This window comes from Serratia sp. (in: enterobacteria), from assembly GCF_052400455.1.
GTDB lineage: Bacteria > Pseudomonadota > Gammaproteobacteria > Enterobacterales > Enterobacteriaceae > Serratia > Serratia ureilytica.
Window position 1 is genome coordinate 3,008,718 of the sequence record NZ_CP185812.1, and the last position, 18,509, is coordinate 3,027,226.

The 18,509-nt window shown below is 52.0% G+C and carries 18 protein-coding genes; 3 read left to right on the forward strand and 15 right to left on the reverse strand.

Annotated elements, in window-relative coordinates:
* Positions 1-13: 13 nt before the first annotated feature.
* The gene (locus tag ACORQT_RS14550) at positions 14-937 is read right to left on the reverse strand and encodes a LysR family transcriptional regulator (protein ID WP_042784809.1); all 924 of its coding nucleotides are present in this window, start codon (positions 935-937) and stop codon (positions 14-16) included.
* Between the two features lie 129 nt (positions 938-1,066).
* Here ACORQT_RS14550 and ACORQT_RS14555 point away from each other — a divergent pair, with 129 nt between their 5' ends.
* Positions 1,067-1,666 (forward strand): FMN-dependent NADH-azoreductase, encoded by a 600-nt coding sequence (locus ACORQT_RS14555; protein ID WP_042784811.1) that lies wholly within the window; start codon positions 1,067-1,069, stop codon positions 1,664-1,666.
* A gap of 168 nt (positions 1,667-1,834) precedes the next feature.
* On the opposite strand, the gene ACORQT_RS14560 is transcribed toward ACORQT_RS14555, so the two are convergent.
* Positions 1,835-2,035 carry a hypothetical protein gene (locus ACORQT_RS14560; RefSeq protein ID WP_042784812.1) on the reverse strand — a complete coding sequence of 67 codons (201 nt, stop codon included), beginning with the start codon at positions 2,033-2,035 and terminating at the stop codon, positions 1,835-1,837.
* A 366-nt stretch (positions 2,036-2,401) separates the two neighbouring features.
* Positions 2,402-4,756 (reverse strand): phage head-binding domain-containing protein, encoded by a 2,355-nt coding sequence (locus tag ACORQT_RS14565; RefSeq protein WP_444859192.1) that lies wholly within the window; start codon positions 4,754-4,756, stop codon positions 2,402-2,404.
* Between the two features lie 417 nt (positions 4,757-5,173).
* Here ACORQT_RS14565 and ACORQT_RS14570 point away from each other — a divergent pair, with 417 nt between their 5' ends.
* Together ACORQT_RS14570 and ACORQT_RS14575 are read left to right on the forward strand one after the other, a co-directional pair.
* Positions 5,174-5,425, forward strand: a complete 252-nt coding sequence (locus ACORQT_RS14570) for an Arc family DNA-binding protein (RefSeq protein WP_444859430.1) — start codon at positions 5,174-5,176, stop codon at positions 5,423-5,425.
* Positions 5,426-5,427: 2 nt separating this feature from the next.
* Positions 5,428-5,922: a superinfection exclusion protein A gene (locus ACORQT_RS14575; RefSeq protein WP_444859193.1), complete on the forward strand. Its 495-nt coding sequence runs from the start codon at positions 5,428-5,430 to the stop codon at positions 5,920-5,922.
* A gap of 22 nt (positions 5,923-5,944) precedes the next feature.
* Here the strand turns inward: ACORQT_RS14575 and ACORQT_RS14580 are convergent, their stop codons facing one another.
* Genes ACORQT_RS14580 through ACORQT_RS14635 form a run of 12 tightly spaced genes read right to left on the reverse strand, consistent with a single transcriptional unit; the run spans position 5,945 to position 18,508 of the window.
* Positions 5,945-8,419, reverse strand: coding sequence for a lytic transglycosylase domain-containing protein (locus tag ACORQT_RS14580; protein ID WP_444859194.1), 2,475 nt, complete (start codon positions 8,417-8,419; stop codon positions 5,945-5,947).
* The gene (locus ACORQT_RS14585) at positions 8,419-9,768 is read right to left on the reverse strand and encodes a phage DNA ejection protein (RefSeq protein WP_444859195.1); all 1,350 of its coding nucleotides are present in this window, start codon (positions 9,766-9,768) and stop codon (positions 8,419-8,421) included. The genes ACORQT_RS14580 and ACORQT_RS14585 overlap by 1 nt, the downstream gene beginning before the upstream one ends.
* On the reverse strand, positions 9,768-10,421 hold the full coding sequence (locus ACORQT_RS14590) for a DNA transfer protein (RefSeq protein ID WP_444859431.1): 654 nt from the start codon (positions 10,419-10,421) through the stop codon (positions 9,768-9,770). The genes ACORQT_RS14585 and ACORQT_RS14590 overlap by 1 nt, the downstream gene beginning before the upstream one ends.
* Before the next feature lie 55 nt (positions 10,422-10,476).
* Entirely contained in the window at positions 10,477-10,935 is a 459-nt protein-coding gene (locus ACORQT_RS14595; protein WP_444859196.1) for a DUF2824 family protein, read from the reverse strand.
* Complete coding sequence (locus ACORQT_RS14600; protein WP_444859432.1) at positions 10,935-11,846, reverse strand: phage tail protein; 912 nt, start codon at positions 11,844-11,846, stop codon at positions 10,935-10,937. Before ACORQT_RS14600 ends, ACORQT_RS14595 begins: the two co-directional genes overlap by 1 nt.
* Complete coding sequence (locus ACORQT_RS14605; RefSeq protein WP_444859197.1) at positions 11,846-13,273, reverse strand: packaged DNA stabilization protein; 1,428 nt, start codon at positions 13,271-13,273, stop codon at positions 11,846-11,848. The genes ACORQT_RS14600 and ACORQT_RS14605 overlap by 1 nt, the downstream gene beginning before the upstream one ends.
* 7 nt (positions 13,274-13,280) lie before the next feature.
* Positions 13,281-13,763: a packaged DNA stabilization gp4 family protein gene (locus tag ACORQT_RS14610; protein WP_004940081.1), complete on the reverse strand. Its 483-nt coding sequence runs from the start codon at positions 13,761-13,763 to the stop codon at positions 13,281-13,283.
* Complete coding sequence (locus tag ACORQT_RS14615; RefSeq protein ID WP_444859198.1) at positions 13,738-13,923, reverse strand: hypothetical protein; 186 nt, start codon at positions 13,921-13,923, stop codon at positions 13,738-13,740. The genes ACORQT_RS14610 and ACORQT_RS14615 overlap by 26 nt, the downstream gene beginning before the upstream one ends.
* A 2-nt stretch (positions 13,924-13,925) precedes the next feature.
* Entirely contained in the window at positions 13,926-14,156 is a 231-nt protein-coding gene (locus ACORQT_RS14620; RefSeq protein ID WP_444859199.1) for a hypothetical protein, read from the reverse strand.
* 38 nt (positions 14,157-14,194) lie between these two features.
* On the reverse strand, positions 14,195-15,469 hold the full coding sequence (locus tag ACORQT_RS14625; RefSeq protein ID WP_444859200.1) for a P22 phage major capsid protein family protein: 1,275 nt from the start codon (positions 15,467-15,469) through the stop codon (positions 14,195-14,197).
* 11 nt (positions 15,470-15,480) lie between these two features.
* Positions 15,481-16,368 (reverse strand): phage capsid protein, encoded by an 888-nt coding sequence (locus ACORQT_RS14630; RefSeq protein WP_444859201.1) that lies wholly within the window; start codon positions 16,366-16,368, stop codon positions 15,481-15,483.
* 13 nt (positions 16,369-16,381) lie between these two features.
* Positions 16,382-18,508 (reverse strand): portal protein, encoded by a 2,127-nt coding sequence (locus ACORQT_RS14635; RefSeq protein ID WP_444859202.1) that lies wholly within the window; start codon positions 18,506-18,508, stop codon positions 16,382-16,384.
* Position 18,509 lies beyond the last annotated feature (1 nt).

Here is an 18,509-nt window from a genome sequence, read left to right on the forward strand (position 1 = left end):
ATACATGCAAATTTCAGGTTATCGCGGTTCGCGTCAGCCTGATCGGCAGCTCAGCCACCAGTTTGTCCACCGCCAGCCGCACCTTGAGCGGCTGGTAAGGCATATAGGGCCACACCACGTTGACCGGGAAACTAAGGTTGGACTCACCGCGCATGATCTCCACCAACGTCCCCGCCATCAGCCGCTCGCGCACCAGCCACTCCGGCAGCCAGGCAATGCCGGCGCCGGCGCCGGCGGATATCGCATCGACGATCCCCTGCATATCATCCATCATCATCTTGGCCGGGGGGCTGAACGATTGCAGCTCACCGTTTTCGCCACGCAGCTGCCACGGCAGCACGGCGCCGGCGTGCAGATACCCCACCGCCTGATGCCGGCTTAACGCTTCCACCGTGCTCGGCTCGCCGCAGCGCCGCACGTAGTCGGGCGACGCGCACAGGAGCATGCCGTGTTCGCCCAAACGTCGGGCAACCAAACTGCCGCTGTCCGCCAGTTCGCCGATGCGCACCGCCAGATCGAATCCCTCATCGACGAGATCGATCCTGCGGTCGCTGAATGAGATTTCCAGCGTCAGTAACGGATGCTCATTCGCCAGCGCCGTCAACAAGGGCGCAATGCACAGGTGGCCGAACAGCACCGGCACCGAGACTCTGAGCCGGCCGCTGACCTGCATCTTGCCGCTGTCGAGCTGGTTTTCCGCCGCCTGAACGTTCGCCAATGCCTGTCGACAGTGTTCATAGTACAGCGCGCCTTCGTCCGTCAGGCTCAGGCTGCGCGTCGTGCGCATAAACAGCATTACGCCCAGCCGCGCCTCCAGACGCGACACGATTTTGCTGACCGCAGAACGCGTCAGATGCAGTTTCTCTGCGGCGGCGGCGAAACTGCCGCCTTCCGCTACGGCAACAAAGGCCGGCAGCGCACTCAGATCGCTTTTCATCTTAATGTTGCCAATATGGAATCAATTAGGTGAAAACCTATCACCACTGGTGAACATTAAGCAATGATAATCTGCAGTCATTCCGGAGTCCCCGGTGAAAACCACAGATTACCGTCAGAGGACAGCAGCATGAAAAAAATACTGGCTCTCAAATCCAGCATTATGGGAAATGACTCGCAGACCAATAACCTGATTGACCGCTATCTGGCGGCGCGCAAAGCGAAAGGATACAACGATCGGATCGTCGAACACGATCTGACGGCGCTGGATCTGCCGGTGTTGGACGGCGAGCTGTTCAGCGCGCTGCGTGGTGCGGAAAATGTCAGCCCGCGCGCCAAAGCCACGGTGGCGCTCTCCGATCAACTGATTGCCGAACTGAAAGAGAGCGACCTGTTGCTGATCGGGGCGCCGATGTACAACCTCAACGTGCCGACTCAGCTGAAAAACTGGTTCGATCTGGTGGCCCGCGCCCGGATGACCTTCAACTATACCGCCACCTACCCGGTGGGGCTGGTGGAAGGCGTCAATGCGGTGGTCTTCAGTTCACGCGGCGGCATGCACGCCGGGCATCCGACCGACGCCGTAACGCCCTACCTGCGCTCAGTGCTGGGGCTGATGGGGATCGGCGACGTGCAATTCATCTATGCCGAAGGGCTGGACATGAAACCGCACGGCCGCGACCAGGGGCTGGCAAGCGCCCACCAGCGCATCGTGGCGTTAGCGGGCTGAGGCAAACGCACGGCAGCATTGATTTGTTATAACATAACAAATATGATGTTCGCGTTGACGCACCTCGAACGTGCGTCGGCGCTCCTACATCACATAAATGTTTTATCGCACCTTCAGCCAGCTATTTCGATAGCTGGCTTTTTTTGTCCATCGACTGGCGTCACGGCTTCAGTATTGCCGGGCGGCGCGTTTCAATTCACGCTCGCCGGGCGACTGTGTCTTCACCGACAGCGGCGCGACAAACGCCTTCCACTCTTTGCCGGCATCCTGATGAGGCGCCATTTTTTGCGCCGATGAATAATCATCATTCTGGCCGGCGCATCCAGACAACGCCATCATGGCCAGAGCAAGGCACAGCAATTTACACATTATCCTATCCCTCCTATAACCATCGCCATAGGCTAACAGCGCCGAGCCAAATTTCACTGAAAAATGGACGGTACGTTCATCACACCGGCATATTCATGATATGAGGAGATGATAACAGGAAGCTAGTTGATGTAAGTAATTTCTAGGTATTTAGCAATGCATTGCCGCAAACCGATTCACAGCATTAGGGTGCTCTGAGTTGCTTTGCGGTAATTTTTTGCCCCATGCATGCCCCATGCTGAATGATTTATAAAAGCCATGTCAGCAGAAGTGATGTGAAAACATCCTTGTCCCAGATCTGTCCAACCTTAGAGCCACAACCTCACGGTCATTTAGATAACCGTTCGGTTGTGGTTACCACATCAATCACACCCCTGAAATCGTCACCATTGCAGTGCTATTCGCAGAGCACATGATTGTTGGGCGCTTACCTGCTCCAGATGGCCATGCAACAGTCACAGTCTCAGAACCGGCCTGCTGGCTGATTATGTTTAGAGTGCCATCAAAAGCCACCATGCGCTTTGTTAGGGCGACGATCAGCGCAGAGTTAGCAGTCCGAACATGAACGATGATCGCCCCAACATCTGAAGCCCATAGATATCTTGGCACTTCAGTTGCAACGCCAGGGGTGACAGTCATAGTTCCTGAGTTCTGATTAATCTGCTGAGCTTGCAGCTGAACTTCTGGCGCGCCATGCCAGTAGGTTAATGGGTTATCAGCCGTCATGTTGAAGTCTGACAGAACAAGCAGGCCGCCGGTCGCTGATGGTGCTGCTGCCACGACATCCCAGATAACCCGGTTGGTGCTGGCAGGGATAGAAATCCTCGCCAGATACTCATTGCCAAAACGCTCCCACTTGGCTGGACCTGTTGAAGGGAACACAATTGGGCTGCCGAAATCAGCCAGGTATGCGGTCGCTGATACGCCTACAGAATCCCCTACAGACGACGCATACACCCAAATTGAGCAAGCGCCTGTAAACGATGTGAATACGCGCTGAGATATGCCAACGCCATTTGAAGATGCCGGATTGGTAGAAGTAACAACGTTCCTGTTGATAGTGATGTTACTACCTGCAGCAGCATATCCATACGGAATCAGCGTGGCCGGGTCTACAGATGCCAGCCATACGTTACTTAGGCGGTTTTTTGGCTTGTTATCAAAGATGATTGTTCTTGTGCCGACTGTCGCAGAGCCTTCAATCAGGTTGCTTTGCGCATCGTTATTGAACTCCATGTTAGGCATCGCCAGGACAATGAAGTTATTCAGCCAAACCCTGCAGCCTGATGCCGTGCCAAAGTTAAACCACCGAGCAGGAAGTGGGCCCACTGCAGTTACTGGACTGGTATCTGCATCTATCTGGAATTTCCAACCGTCGAACTGATACCCAGAAACCTGAGTTGCAAGTGGGTTTGTCAGCATGACGCCACCACCTTCAGAGCAGTAACGTGAGATAAACGTACCGTTGTTTACGCCCCAGGTAAGACCGCTATTGATGTCGCTTTTCAGTAATGTTCCGCATTTGTCAACCAACCAGTTGCTGCCATTAACCGTACAAAGCCGCGCCGTGCCGTTCTGGTTATTGATGACCACCTTGTTCTTGCCGAATACGTGAGTGTCATTAATAAACATCCCATCATGTTCGGTGAAATGGAATGCACAACTTGTGGGGATCATCGCTGCGGCATTAATAAACGACCAAGCAGGACGCGTTACGTTAGGGTTAATGTGAACATTGCTAAACCGGCCTACGTCAGCAGAACGATGAACGCGGTAATCGATGTTAATCGCATAGCCATAAACGTTTTCAACGAATGGGCATTCCCCTTGCAAGTACGCCCAGTTGTAAGCTCCGGCATAGCGCATATTAACCAACGCCATAGAGCGATAATTGCTTCGGATAAAATATCCATACTGGATAAAATCAGCAGCAGTAGCCACGGACTGAGGCTGGTTGTAAATAACGCTGAAGCCTGCAAACACGTTATTAGCTGTGGCTGTAAAACAGTCAACGCCCGGGGGCAAGTCAATAATCAGCGTTGAGTCGTAAGCGTAATCTTGCGGCCATACTTGTTCGGTTTGCGGCCCCTGCGTCATGCCTTCATGATTACCAACAATGCTTACACCTGATGGCAGTGTGAAGCCAGTTGAGCCTGAAATCTTGTATTTACCATGAAGTTTCAGAACTTTGAATTTTGCATCTGAAGTGGCAAGAAAAGCCAATGCCCTGGTCATAGCATCATAGCTATTGTTAACGCCTGTTGGGTCGCCTCCAAACATGTCCAGCGAATACCCAAGCTCTGCCTGCACTGTTGAGTAGTTGAAGGTGGTTCCTTCAGGATAACCAATGCCGATTTTACCAGCGCCACCAGGGCCAGCAAATTCACCAGGATTGTATTTTAGAACGTTAGGGAAGTAGAACTGCTTAACGCCATAAGCATCATAGATAGCCATGCTGTGCGTCGTTGTCGTTGTAAACTTGGCTATCTGACCGTTGTACACCGGTAGACCAGCCTGCCCTATCATCATTGGCTGGGCTACAGGTACAGATGTCCCATCCTCATTTTCCAGATATGCCTGAATCTGATTCTCGGGAATGGTCGGATCGGTATCAATCTTACCAATATAAATCCGTCCATTTGCCGCAGCTTTAAATGCTCTAGCCAGCGTGAACAGCTGAGTAGGCATGCTTACTACTACGCTAGGGGTGGTTTCAGCCATTCTTTTCTCCAGGCGTGAGGAATCCCCACAGGTCACGCCTGCGGTGGTTTTTAGGTATAAAAAAAGCCCGACTAAGTTAGCCGGGCCCTGGTGTTGGATGCTGTTACATGTAGTGAATTATTAGAATGATCATTACCCAGAATGCTAAGCAAAATGCTACGACTGCAAGCCAGGCGTTACGGCGATTCCATCTCATTTTTTCCACCTTTTGTACTGCTATGCACGACACTACTAATCGGTGGGTAAATCATCAAATTGGAACTACAGATCAATAACTTGATATTGATCGGCGACAACGATCGATGCGTTTAACTAGGTGAAATTACATAACTTTTCCGATAATGAGTCCACGGTGGACTTATTGTGAGCGAGTCAACTGCAATCTATGATGCCAACTTTTGGTTGAGGATTGCATTTATGGCTAGAAATGACCCACACTTCAATTTCAGAATGCCCTTAGAAGTAAGGGAAAAATTAAAGTCTAGAGCTTCATTTAATGGCAGGTCTATGAATGCTGAACTTTTGCGCATCGTAGAGGATGCACTTGCTACCACAAGGGCTCCATCTGGATATCAGGATGATGCCGAGATATTAGCTTCTAAGCAGGCTGAAAAAGTAAAAAACATGGTATTTGAAACACTAAAGGTTATCTACAGCAAGGAAAAATGACTATGCATGACTCTGTGATTTACTCAATTCATGTAATATTAACATTAATCATTGGGATAGCTATTCAGATTGCATGGATGAAATTTTCATCACACTTAGAAGAAAAAAGGATGAATGATAGAATAGAAGAAGTTTCAATGGCTATAGGTAAAAGCGCTAGAAACACAGAGAACAATGAAGAGTCACTATCCTACCTAAGAAACAAGTTCTCGCAAGCAAAGTTCGAAAACAGAATTACTGATGCAATTGGAGCTTTGATTAAAGCAATTCATTTACCAATAAGCATAATGATTACCATTTGGTATTTTTTAATGATTGCGGGTAAGGTTTTTGGATTTATGCCTATGGAGGCCCTGGCTCTGTGGATTCCAATGATACTTCAGTTAGCGCTTAGCATAGCGGTTCTTGTTGTATCTGTATTTACAAAAATCTTATTTGGCAGATACCCAGGAGAGGCTAGAGGATTTAACAAAGAGCTTGCTAAAATCTTAATCTGACGCCCTCCATGGCATTAGCTCATTACTCTCCATTCATTCCGCTCAGAGATGCCACGATTCCTGAGCGGGCTAGCCTCTCAAATTCCTCGCTTCCTACTGCATCTCTAATCGCCTTCACGGCCACCTTATTAGCCATGAATCTGCGTTCTGCTTCAGCGACTGCTTGAGGTGTTGCTCCAGATTTAACGGCCTTGGTTGCTTCCTGAATAGCCTTTTCAATCGCGTATCGTCCACTCCTTGTTTTAGATATCTTGGCCACTGTGCTCTTGATTACTGCACCTGCAGTAGCGCCTACCGTAGCGCCTATAACTCCTCCCCCAGTGGCACCTACAACAGCGCCAGCAGTTGAGTTGCCAGTCGCATCAAGAACAGTTTGAGCTATCTTTGGCAGGCCTGAATCTAGAGCCTTAAATACCTCTGTAGTAATACCGGTTTTTTCAACGTACTGCTGAGGCTTGATCGCTGCTCTTGCCAGGGTTCCATATGCATCAGCAATTCGACCTAAATCTTTAGAATATCGATTGATGGCATTAACGTTCTGAGGGGTTAGCAGCGTCGCGATATGGTTAATCCCTGCCGCATCAGCCTTCCCTCCCCTCACTCCATGTGAGATTGCGTCTTGCAGGATTGAAGATATCGCAGGGACTCGCTCGGCCTCTGGAAGTGCTGAAATGATCGAGTGAAACCCTGATGGACCATTTAGGCCTTTAGTCGATGATGACTGCAGAGCCTTAACTCCATTAGTTACCAGAACGTCATTCGCCAGCCCGCGCCCAAAGATTGATTCTGCATTTTCTTGCGCCGTCAATCTCGCCTTAGAAAGGTCATTGGCGCGCGTCCAATCATCAATAAACCCTCCCTGCTCTGCCATGTTACGCATATCATCAGTGATCGCCCTGCGCACCTCTCCAGCTCGACGAGCTGCGTTAGCCTCTCCGCTGCGGATGTATTTCTGCTCTGCGTCAGCAAACTTCGCCCGCCAAGCTTTCATCCCATCAAACGTTACCCCGCCGCGATTTGCCCCCAAGAGTTGCTTCATTTCAGGGCTAAGCGGAACGCCAGCAGACCGCTCTCCTTGGATAACGGCATTGGCGTTGCTTAGTGGCATCTTCTGATTGGGCATTGTCGCCCTTACATCATCCCACGCGGCACGCTCAGCATTTTTCATCTCATCAAGGTTCCCCATGATTCGCTGCTTTATGGATGAGCTTTTTTCTGATGCGGTACCTGCCGCAGCGCCGAGATCATCAAGGTTTTGGTTAAACTTAGAGGCAATCTCGTTAAATGCAGCCTGATGCGCATCCTGAGCAACACCTGGGGTCGATGCTAGAGCACCCTCTGCCTGAGCAACTCCACGGCTTCCTGAGCGCATTCCTGGCGTCAAGGTGTTGATATCCACTCCAGCGGTTTCTGCTGCTCTTGCGATGTCGTCTGTGACATTAGCCGCCTGACTGGCAAGCACGTCACGCCCTGCAGCTGTCCTTGCGAGATTGGAGACGTCATTCGCTGTCTCAATTGCCGATGGGGTTGCAGCGGCTGATTGCGTGGCGCCGGTTCTAGCACCAGACATAGCTCTGATACCGCGCAATGCTGCAGGCGCTCCAAGTAATGCAGCATTCAGTAGCATTTCCTTTGATGCATTAGCCGCAAAATCACCCTGTTCATTACCCGCGTTAGCAATAGATCCAATCATTGCGCCAGCTACTGGGCCTACACCTGGCGTTAGGTAGTTACCGATGGCTTCGCCAGCCTGTGCGTAAGGGTCTGTTGGGCGACTTACCGGCCTGTAAACCGGATCAAGAACATCGCCGGCGCCAACTGCTCTGCTACCAGCGTTTACGAGGTTTGCCCCACCCTGTAGGATGTCGAACGGGATGTTCGCCAAACCCCTAGCTGCCTGCTCAATATTCTGCGATGCAGTTGGCGCAGGAGCTTGCTGCGCCCATGGTTGCGCTGATTGCTGAGCCAACTGAGCGAGCTCATCATCAGAGCCTGGAGCTACTTGCTGAGTCCACTGGGCAAAGCGAGGATCATTGACGTAATTGACCGTCTCGGTTGGAACCTGAGTCTTCTCACCACGCAGATATTTTTGGACATTTCCTGGCCCCCAATTATACGCAGCCAGAGCTGCAGATACGTTGCCATCGTGAGCGTCGATCATCTGCTTTAAATAGCGCGCCCCAGCCTCCACCTGCATAGCAGGATTGCGCTTCAACTCTTCTGGGTCATAACCCATCCCGCGAGCGGTGTTAGGCATTACCTGCGTAAGGCCGATAGCACCCTTGCCGCTCATCGCATTAGCATTGCCACTGCTTTCCTTGCTGATTACCGCTCCGAGCAATCCCGCTGGGATTCCGAAGCGCTGTTCAGCATCAGAAACAACATCGCCACCTTGTTGCGGTGGCGATTGCTGCGGCTGCTGGTATTTAGTCCATGGCCCATCGGAAGGAGATTCGGCCGGTGCTGCGTTCTGATACTTTTCCCATGGGCCTGCCATTAGTCTTTTCTCCAGCTATTAGGATTGCTTGGGTCGCCGCCAAGGAAGGTATATCCACCTTCGCTCATGCCAGCGCGCGGAGCTGATCCACTCCCGCTCTGCGAATTATTGAAGGCGTCGATTTTCTGCTGATAGGTATCAACTACCGGCTGTTGCTTCTGCAGGTATGAAGTCTGACGCTGCAGAACACGCTGCCAGTTATCAATTGCCGAACGCGCCGCCTTTGGTGACATGTTTTGGTTTATGGCGAGGAACGCTCGAGCTGCAGCTTGCCCCTCTGAATCTGAAACTGGACCAGTCCCTTTCATGCCAATTACGCCCATCAATCGGGCTTGTCCTTGCATCTGTTCGATCTTCGCCCATGCGTCGGCTGACTGCGTCCCAGGAATTCGCGAATTAACCGTTCCACCGAACCCGAACACGCCATCAAATACATCGGGCGGAATGGCCTTGACTTGATTCACGGTGTCATACATCCCAGCCACGTTATTGACGTTGCTTTGGTGAGCCCCGACATAGTCCTGCATCTTCTGCACCGACGCTTGTTGCGTGGCAAGGGATTTATCGCTGTTCTCACCCGCTTTCAGGCTGAGCTCTAGGCGCTTGTTGGCGTTATCCGCCTGGTTCTTTTGAGCCGTAAGATTTAGCTGCTGCTGCCCCTGCTCAAGCTGGCCTTGCTGATAAGCTGCTTGCTGCTGCAGTCGCTGCTGGCCAAGGTTGAGATTTGCCTGTGCGATCTGTCCGGTTTGCTGAAGCTTGGCGTTGTTTCCGACGATATCGAAATACTTATCGCCCTGTGCAGCAAGGCCAAGCGTGTCAAAGAGCTGTGCAGCTCCCTGCGGGTTCTGCATTCCCATCTGCGCCAACACATTCGGATTAGCACCAATGCGCGACAAATCACCAGCATTCTTCTGGAGGTACTGGCCATAGGTTTCTGGTCCTTGAGATAATGCCAGTCGCAATCCTGCTGCCTGATTTGTCATGTCGCTTTTCTGCTGTTCATTAAGCCCGGCAACAGCTTGTTGCGCTTGGGTGACGAATGCAGGGTTGGCTGCGGCGAAATCGCGAAGTGATGACACGTCTCCAGTTTTCCATGCGTCGGCGTGCGCTTGATTGAAAGCATTCTGAGCTTCTTGCTGTTGCTGCTGGTTGTAAATATCAGCGACGCCAGCCAGCCCGCGCAGACCGGTAAGAGCAACGTTGTTCGCGCCGGAGCGAGCGATATCATTGTTATCGCGGATCAGGCCTAACGTGGCATTGATATCGCTAGCCTGTGGGGCATTGGCATTCATGCCGCCAATCCCCGCAAGCAGGCCACCAGAGTTACCAGCCTGTTGCCATGTAGCCATTAGAACAACCCTCCAAGCAGGCCCAGGCCACCGCCGATAGCTGCGCCTAATCCAGTACCCAACCCAGGAACGATGCTGCCAAGAGCCGCGCCAGACATAGCGCCACCTGTCAGGCCACCGATCCCCTGCTGGAATCCTGATGGGCGGTTAGCGTTAGCAGCGGCCAGCGATGCGCCTTGCATCGAGAGCTGTCCGGCGTTGTTTGCGAAGTTAGCTCCGGCATTTGCCTGACCCTGCAGCGCGCCAAGGCCAATGTTTGCCAGGTTCTGATAGTTGTTCATCTGGCCTGAAAGCCAGTTTTGCCCCAGCGTAGGAGCGATTGTCGCTAATCCGTTGCTGGTAGCGGTACTGCCAAGGCCGCCGGTTGCCTCAGCTGATGCCAGTTGCTGGTATCGCGCCTGATTAGCTAGGTCTTTGTATTGGCCGGAGTTGTAATAATCGTTCAGCGCTGATTGCTGTCCGCCGAGTGTGGAGAGGTTTTGCAGTTGGCCGATGTATTGTTGAGCCAGTGGAGTGAATGGAGCCAGGTTGCCCATGATGCGCTCGAACTGCTGGTTTTGCAGGTCAGCAGCGTATTTCGTTGCATCCGCTGCAGCGCCAGCGCCGTTATTGCCGCCACCTTTGCCACCTTTGCGCATGCGGCTTTCTTTCATCCGCTTGGAGTTTCCGCAGCGGCTGTTTTCAAAAACATCAAACATAGCGTGATTCCTATTTGGAGTGCTGTTCCAGGAACTCCGTCAGCTCTTCGCGAGTAGCGGAATAGAAAGTGACGTCATCAACGCCTTTGAAGTATTTCTTGATGGTGCCGACACGCTTGAGGCCAAGCATCGTGCAGTAAATCTGACCATGCCTGAATTTGTGCGCGGCGAATGATGTAACGCATTGCACGTTAAAATTCGCCAGGATGAATCGCCAGAAGGCCAAACCGATTTTCTGGCTGAATCCTCGCACCTCTTTCAGATACATCGCGTGACAGTCGAAAGTCAGTGGCTGGATTTCGTGGAAGTAGATGATTCCACCGAACTGGCCATGTACATGCACCTCGAAATAACGATGTCCGGGTTGATAATCGAATCCGTCGCCATTGTTACTGCCCGCGATGATGTCTGGATGATTTCCTACGGCTTCAATCAGGTCGATGTTTCGTGTTGGTTTGAACTCAATCATCAGTTAATCAACCCATGTGCTCTGGCCATATCCTCTAGCGCCTTGACTCGCTGACATGCCGCTTTAAGCGCATCTGCTAAAGCTTGCACCTCTGACTGCGAATATGAAGCACCAATGGTGTATGACTGATCTGCGTTGAACGACCCTTTGTTTGCCGTTCCGGTTGCAGCCGTCCATCCTGTTTGCTGATTCCCGACAACCTGAATTCCTGCCACTTTGTACGAAACTGCATTCACGCTGCCGCCAACTTGAAGCTTGTCAGTGGTCGGTGTCGCTACATTACCTACAAGGAACGAACCGCCAGAGGCCTGCACCGATTGGCTCGTTGAGACAGCCTTGGATACATAGTTGGTTTCGATGGTGGAAACCTTTCCCTGCAGCGTTGTGATATTGCCTTCTGCAGTGGTAACTCGCGTTGTCAATGAGGCGACATTGGTTTGCAGTGACGTGATATTGCTCTCGGCCGTAACCATGCGAACGGTCAGGCCTGCAATATCCGTTGTGTTCTGGGTTATGCGAGTTTCGTGGTTAGCAAGTTCGGCCTCATTGGCTGAAATCCTTGCCTCATGATTGGCAAGTTCTGCCTCTGCAGCCGTTAACCTGGCCTCATGATCCGCAAGGGTAGTTTCAGCCGCAGATATCCTTTGCTCATGGTTGATGAGCGTTTGCTCTGCTGCCTCTATCCTTGTTTCGTGGTCTGCCAGCACCAAATCCTGCTCATCGTTCCTCTTCTGGGCATCCCATGCCCCTTGCCCAGCCTCGTTTGCCTTCCCCGCCACGTTGCCCAGGTCAGTTCCCTGCTGAATAACGTAAAGCAGGTAAGGCTGGGAGAAGATATTGCGAGGAAGGAGCGTAGCATCGATGCGTGTAGCCTGGATGATTACCGGTTCTTTCAATCCATCATCAGCCATCATTCTATCCTCAACGAACAGTCAGACAGTGTTACCGGCGAGCGGGTAATCACGCGCACCTTGAAGCCGATATTTTTTCTGACGCGACCAATACGACGCCAGATGGCCCGTTTGTCGTAGATAAATGGTGCGTTGTAATCTACCATCTGCTCACGGCCATAGTTTGAGCCATCAACCGTTGCCGAGATGAATAGGCGCTCAGCCCACTGAGACACGCCAGTTGCAGACTCGAGCTCAAAGTCGAACACCCTGGCGTTATCGGCCTTAAACATCGGCGTGAACAACAGATGTTCAGCCTGCTTGTCGTATTGAGCAGATGAGTCGAATTTAAGCGCGCCCGTGACGGCCTCTAACTTGTCGCCTACCGTTACCTGATTACCTTCGAACACATAATCGATAGAGCGGTGAACGTCATCGAATAGACCGGTTTTCAGGATGCACCATTGCGGGCCGCCCTGGCTGGCGGTAGCGTCATAGCACAGGACGTGGCGAGGAAGATGGGCAATCAGCAGCTCATGGCTATCAAACCGAATTGACTCAAGCACGCTCGTGGACAGCTCTTCAGCCGTATAGCTACGCAGTACTTTCTCCACTGTTGCGGTGGCAATCTGCGAAGCTTGCCCATTGCTGATCATGTAGATGGATGGCGCGCCAGTAGATTGATGGCTAATGAAGGCGAACGAATCCATGAACTCAGTTTTGCAGTAAGTGCCTGCAATGCCCTTCTGCACCATCAAGGATGGCTGCGCGACGTATATCGCGGAAGATGTATCAGTTGCTCCGGTAAGCGAGAAGTACTCGATAGTGCTACTGCCGAACATCACTACGAAATCACGCCAGATACCGCAGCCGATAATCCCATCCGGCTGACTCTCTGCAGTGTAAAACGGACGGAATCTATCTGGGTGTGACTCATCCTCAAGGTCGGTTACGCCGAATGTCTGAGTTCCATCTTTAACCCACACATATCTACCGCGAGACCTGCAGATATCCCTAACCTCGCCGATGTCATATTGAGGGAACGCAGTACCCCCAACATCAGGCGGCCAGTTTTGGAGTGTTTTAATTGACCCATCGTATCTATAAAGGGTCATCGTTCCGTTTGATGCCACCGCTTGGCTTGTTGCGCTATGCGCCATGCTTACCCGATCGCCACCAGAAACATCATTACGCTCTTCATTGCCGCGATATATTTTCGTTCCCGCCACACGATAGACGACATTCTCTACAGTGTTGTATTCAGCACCGCGAGACACTCCAGAAACGTCTGAGCGCTTCGCTACGCCTGGAAAGGAGCGCAGATACCCTGATGCATTCAGAACTTCCTTTGGCGTCGCTAGCATGTTCACAGGCAGTAAATCGACGTAATCAGCATTGCGGTAGTCTTTGCCAAGGCCTTTGGCTAATGGCAGCTTTTGGATTGGCATGTGTCACCTACTGATTTGGAATATCGCCGTCAATCGGGGGAAGATCGCCTGGGTAATATCTGTCGATGGTAAACACGTCGTATTTGTTGCCTTGCCCAAGCGGGAAATCTCCGCGTCGGCGCATTGACGGGACAACGAGCGTATCAGTCAGCAGCGCGTCATATGAACGCTGAGCATTAGTTAGAACTTGAGGCGATGGCTCAACGCCATAATCAGATAGCATACGGAGGATTAGCTGATAGCCAACTGCATGCTTATATTTGCGCGGCAGTCCAGAGTCATCGTCTGGTAACGGCTCCTCGCCATCCGCCGCGAACAAATAACCAACATTACCGGGATTGATCATCCACTCTGCCATCATGTCTTCTAGGTCATGAATGGCATCCTCGACAGATTGAGGCTCTACATCAGTTAGAGTTGCGTTTGAAGCTACTGCGGGTTTTCTGAGAGCGAATAAGACGATCTCACCCTTTGTCAGAGTCGTTGCCATTGTCAGCCGCCTTGCGCCCACGTTTAACAACCGGCTTGATGTCGTCAACGGAAGCCACAAAGCCGAGCTTTTCGTAAATTGGGAAATCTTTCTCTGCGATTACAGCCTGAACATGGCCAGCTTCGTTATCAGCAGCTATAAAGATGCTCATGCGATCCATATTTAGCTCCACATGTAGTCTCGGTTGATTACCTCAAGTACGCTGCCTTCATCGTTCACCAGCCACGCATTCTGATATTTGTAAATCGTGACGGCATCGTTGTTGAATCTTACCTTTGCCACAATTTCGCTAGTGTCAAACTCGCCATCCTGAATCGTGGTAATTGATACCACCGACTTGATCGGGTAATACTCGGCAGTTACGCATTGTTTTTGGCTAATTTTCAAAAACATGTACACCTCAAAAATAAAGGGGCCGAAGCCCCTCTTGATTACGGATTGCCGAAGAACTGGCCGCCCATGTGTGGGTTGAAGCACACGTAAGCTGGCAGCAGGTCGAAACGCATTTTCTGCACGTTGGCGTCGCCGTCCGAGTATTTGTGCACGCGGATAGAGAAGCCTTCGTAAGTTGCGACTGCAGAGTCGATGCTGTTCAGTTTTGGCAGAGGAATGGTGCCCAGGCCGCAGAAGAACTTGTTGTAGAACAGGTTCGGCTTCATGGTCTGGCTTGCAGTGCCGATTACTGTCGCCGCGTCGCCTGCGGCAACCTGACGGCTTACTGCGTTGTACTGTGAGTTTGTGGCGTCATAAATCGGCACGCCTGACAGCGTAACCGTAACCGCGCCGCCAGCGGTGGAGTTTGCATCTGCCAGAACGGTCGCAGTGAAACTGATAGGTGCAGAGCCGTTATACAGGACCTGCTTGCTATGCTGCTGAAGCCAGTAGGTGTTGGTAAACTTAATCTGGTCGCCAGCTTTCAGGAAGCCAGTTACAGATGCGGTTGCGCCGGTCAGTGTTACCTGGAACTGATAGGTATCTTTCACCGCGTTATAGGTCACGGTCGGAGCGGTTTGCACTGTCAGCGTGCCACCGAATGCACCTTGCGTGCGGGATGCAAGGCCGTTAGACATCAGTGCGCGAATTCCGCCGAAGTTAGTGGAGATCTGCGCGTTTTCCCAGGCCGTACGAACCAATTGGTCGGCAGCGTGCAGACCAGATTGCGCGTCGGCCAGGCGCTGGGCAGACCACGGATCCATTACCGCATAGTTCTCACCCTCAACCACGCCCAAATCCTTCAGGAATGATGCGGTTTGAGCCACGTCAGACCATTTGTTGATCGGCGTGTTGGGGCTACCCAGAGCCAGTGCGCCGTTGTTCATCATGAACTTGGCCAGCTCAGTCTCCAGGTCTGTTACGATGCGCTGACGAACCGGAGCCAGGATTTCTTCCAGCTGGTTCAGCTTGATAGCTTCTTCCAGTTGCTGATACTCAACGGCAACGGTGATGTAGTTGCCGACGCGGCCAGTTGCTTTGCCGGAGATCAGGTTGTTCTTCGATTGACCGGAGATGTCACCGGTAGGAGTGCGCAGCGATGAGAACTGATGAGGACGTTTGAAGCTTACGCTATCGCCGGTATTGGAGTTGATTTCTCCAGCCAGCAATTGACGGTCTACGGTTTTTGCCAATACCAGGTCGGACATGAAACCAGGCAGGAATTTTTTCAGGACGATTTGACTGACGTTACTGTTTAAATCATTGGTAGCCATTTAGCTGTTCCTTATTCGATTTTAGCGCCGGGGCAGAGTTTGTTGAAATCATCTTGTTTCGCATCAGCGCCGCCACCACGAACCTCCGGCTCTGGCTTGATGGCTTTCTTAGGCTTCGGTGCCAACTTCACTTGCTGGCTAATCTGGCCTAAGAGGAATGCTGCGCGAATTGGGTCTGTCTCAGCGGCTACACGCTGGCGTAGTTGTTGGTTCTTGCCCAGTGCATAAGCAACGAGCTCTGAACCTTCGTCGGCGGCATGAATCAGGATTTCCTGTTGGATAACCGGAATCTCCTGACGAACGATATCTTCCATCTCGCGATAGTCTTTCACCGGAAGCTTTGATGCTCGCTCCTGATGCTTCGTAAGGCGTTCTGTTAGTCGTTGCTGTAATTCCTGCTGCTGACGTTGCTGCTGTTGTTTAACCTGCTCAGCACGGCCCTTCTTCTCATGCCAATCAGTCATCGCCTGCTCAAACGCTGCTTCGTCGTACTCGCACGACTCCAGAGTCGGCTTTGGAGGAATTACGTCTGATTGTGGTTGCTGCGCTTCTGCTGGCTTGGATTGAATCTGCTCAAGCTGGCGGCGTAGCTCCCGGTTTTCTTTCTGTGTTTCTTTGAAGCCCTTGCGAAGCTCTTTCACCCATTGAGGAGCTGGCTGCCCATCAATGTGATCGTCTTCTTCAGGGTTGAGGCTAATTTCTTCATCACCGATTTGCAGTGAGTAATCCTCTGGCTGCTCTTCGGGCTGTTCACTTTCGGCCTTTTTCTCTTTCTGCTCGGGTTCTTCCTGTGATTTATCCTCAGGATTTTCCTTTGCTTCAGTGATTACTTCTTCGGCTTCTTCCTGTTTTTCAGACAGGTTAATAACCTGACCGTCGATGATCAGTTCGCTTTCCATTGATTACTCCTGGTTAACTCGGCATTGAGTCTGCCGGTGACTGTGGTGATGTGGGGATTTGTTCTTGCTGGGATTTAAGAAGGTCGTTCAGGAGCTGAATTGCATCCATAACCCCTTTCTTGTTGATGTTCTGTGCTTGGGAAAGTTTGTAGACAACGTTAGCCTGACTTTCCTGAGCATCCTGCTGGGCTGTGAACGCTTTAATGACGGTTTCACGCGTCGCGTTATCAGCCTTCTTGTTCTCTGCCTCGGCCGCAACCATCTGAGCCTGTGCCAGAACCATTTCAGGGTTAGGCTGGCTCTGCGCTGCCATCTGCGCCTGCTGGACGATCTGCTGCTCTTCCTGGTTTCGCGGCTTAGCGATACCAGAGGTCAGAAGCTGCTTGCGGTTGAACTCTTTGAAGTCTTCCAGCCCTTCTCCGTCCAGGTTATCCATGATGATTCCTTGGATAGCTGGTCGAAGCGGATCGGTTGGCAACATAGAGTTAAGGACGTTGGTCAGAACAGATACCGTAGCGTCGCGCCTTGCCGTATAGCTTGGGCCGACATCAACGGTGACGTCATAGCGTCCCGTAGATAGATCGTTCAGCGCAACCACTCGGCCAGTCTGGCGGTCAACGACCTGCGCATTCATCAGAGCAATGTCATCGGTGCCGTCTTCGTTAACCACGCGAACTTCACGCTCTGAGCCGTAAACCTCTCGCGCCATAGACAGCCAGACTTCACCGGCACGCTTCAGGCTCTTCGCCATGTTGTCCAGGTAGATGAACGATGCCATGTCGGCGCGGTTCATCAGGTTGTTAACAGTTTCCTGGGCTACGTTGCTCGGCATCTGCTGCATTGCCTGGCTTCCGCCGGTCACTTCCTGAATGTCAGCGCTGGTCTGCTGCAGTAGCGTTGCCAATGCCTGGTTCATCACTGCTGGTTGCGTATAACCTGCTGGAGTGGCTGGAGCGATAACATTTCCAGCCTTATCTTCTAGCTCTCGAAGAACCAGGAATGCCGGACGCTTCTTATTCCTTGCTTCCCAGTGCTTCTCAAGCCCCCTAATCTGCTTCATGCCAACGATCGGAATAGAGCCGGGGTCTTGCGCTGCCGTATCAGCCAGCATTGAAACCTGGAGGTTATACAGGCGCTGCGGATCCATAGCCTTGGCAATGTGTCCCTCGACGCGCTCAATGTCGTCGATAAACCAACGCTTGCCATATACCGGGATAAGCGGGATGTGCTCACCAGGTATGCGGCGCGGCTTCTCAAGGAAGTTCTGGCCGTCAACCACTGACACATAGACGCGACGACGCTTCACGGATCGGCGCGCAACCTCTACGAATCCAGCCTCAGCAAGCTCATCCTCGATATCTTCGATTTGGTCGCTATCGTAGGTGGCGATTTCTCCAGTCAGCGGCTGCTGGTAGCTAATGACATCAACCGATTCCTTGCGCACCTCGTAATACTTGGCGATGTAAACCACTTCTGGCTGAAACCAGTCATAGTTCCATAGCGACGCCGTAGAAATATCGAGTGATGCAGGCGGAGTCTTGCCGTATTCAGCCTCGTACTTCTCAGGCGAGAGCGAGTACATGCAGAACGCCCAAAGAGCATCTGACTTGTCGTATTTCTTCGCGTCAGGGTCAAACCATACTGAGCGAGATGGGTCATATATCGGCTCAATGGCAATGCGCTGGCGATCGTCCATAGGGTCGTATTCATTGACCAGCATCGATGTCAGGCGGAAGCAGCCAAAGCCGCCGGTAGCTGCATCATCAAATGCGTTATCGCACGCCTCACCGCCATCAGTCTCTTCGTAGTCAGCGCGGAACAGGCCATTCAATTTATTTGCCAGCTCTTCGCTTGCTTCGCGATCGCCAGGACGAAACTTCACAGTGATGCGGTTGTTCCGATACTCGGCAATGATGCGGTTAAGCTCAGTGGCCACCTTGTTGATTTCGAACTTCGGGTATTTCTCGAACTGGTCGTCAAGCTTGGTTCCCGCTGCTGTTGCTCCTTCCCATTGACCGCCAGGGACACGAGCGAATCGCGTAGCTTCGATGCACTTCTCGCGCACGTCTTGCTGCGGCGTATAGGCGCGGTCAAACCTGAGCATGACGCGCTCATGTTTTTTCTCTAATGTCTCTGCCATG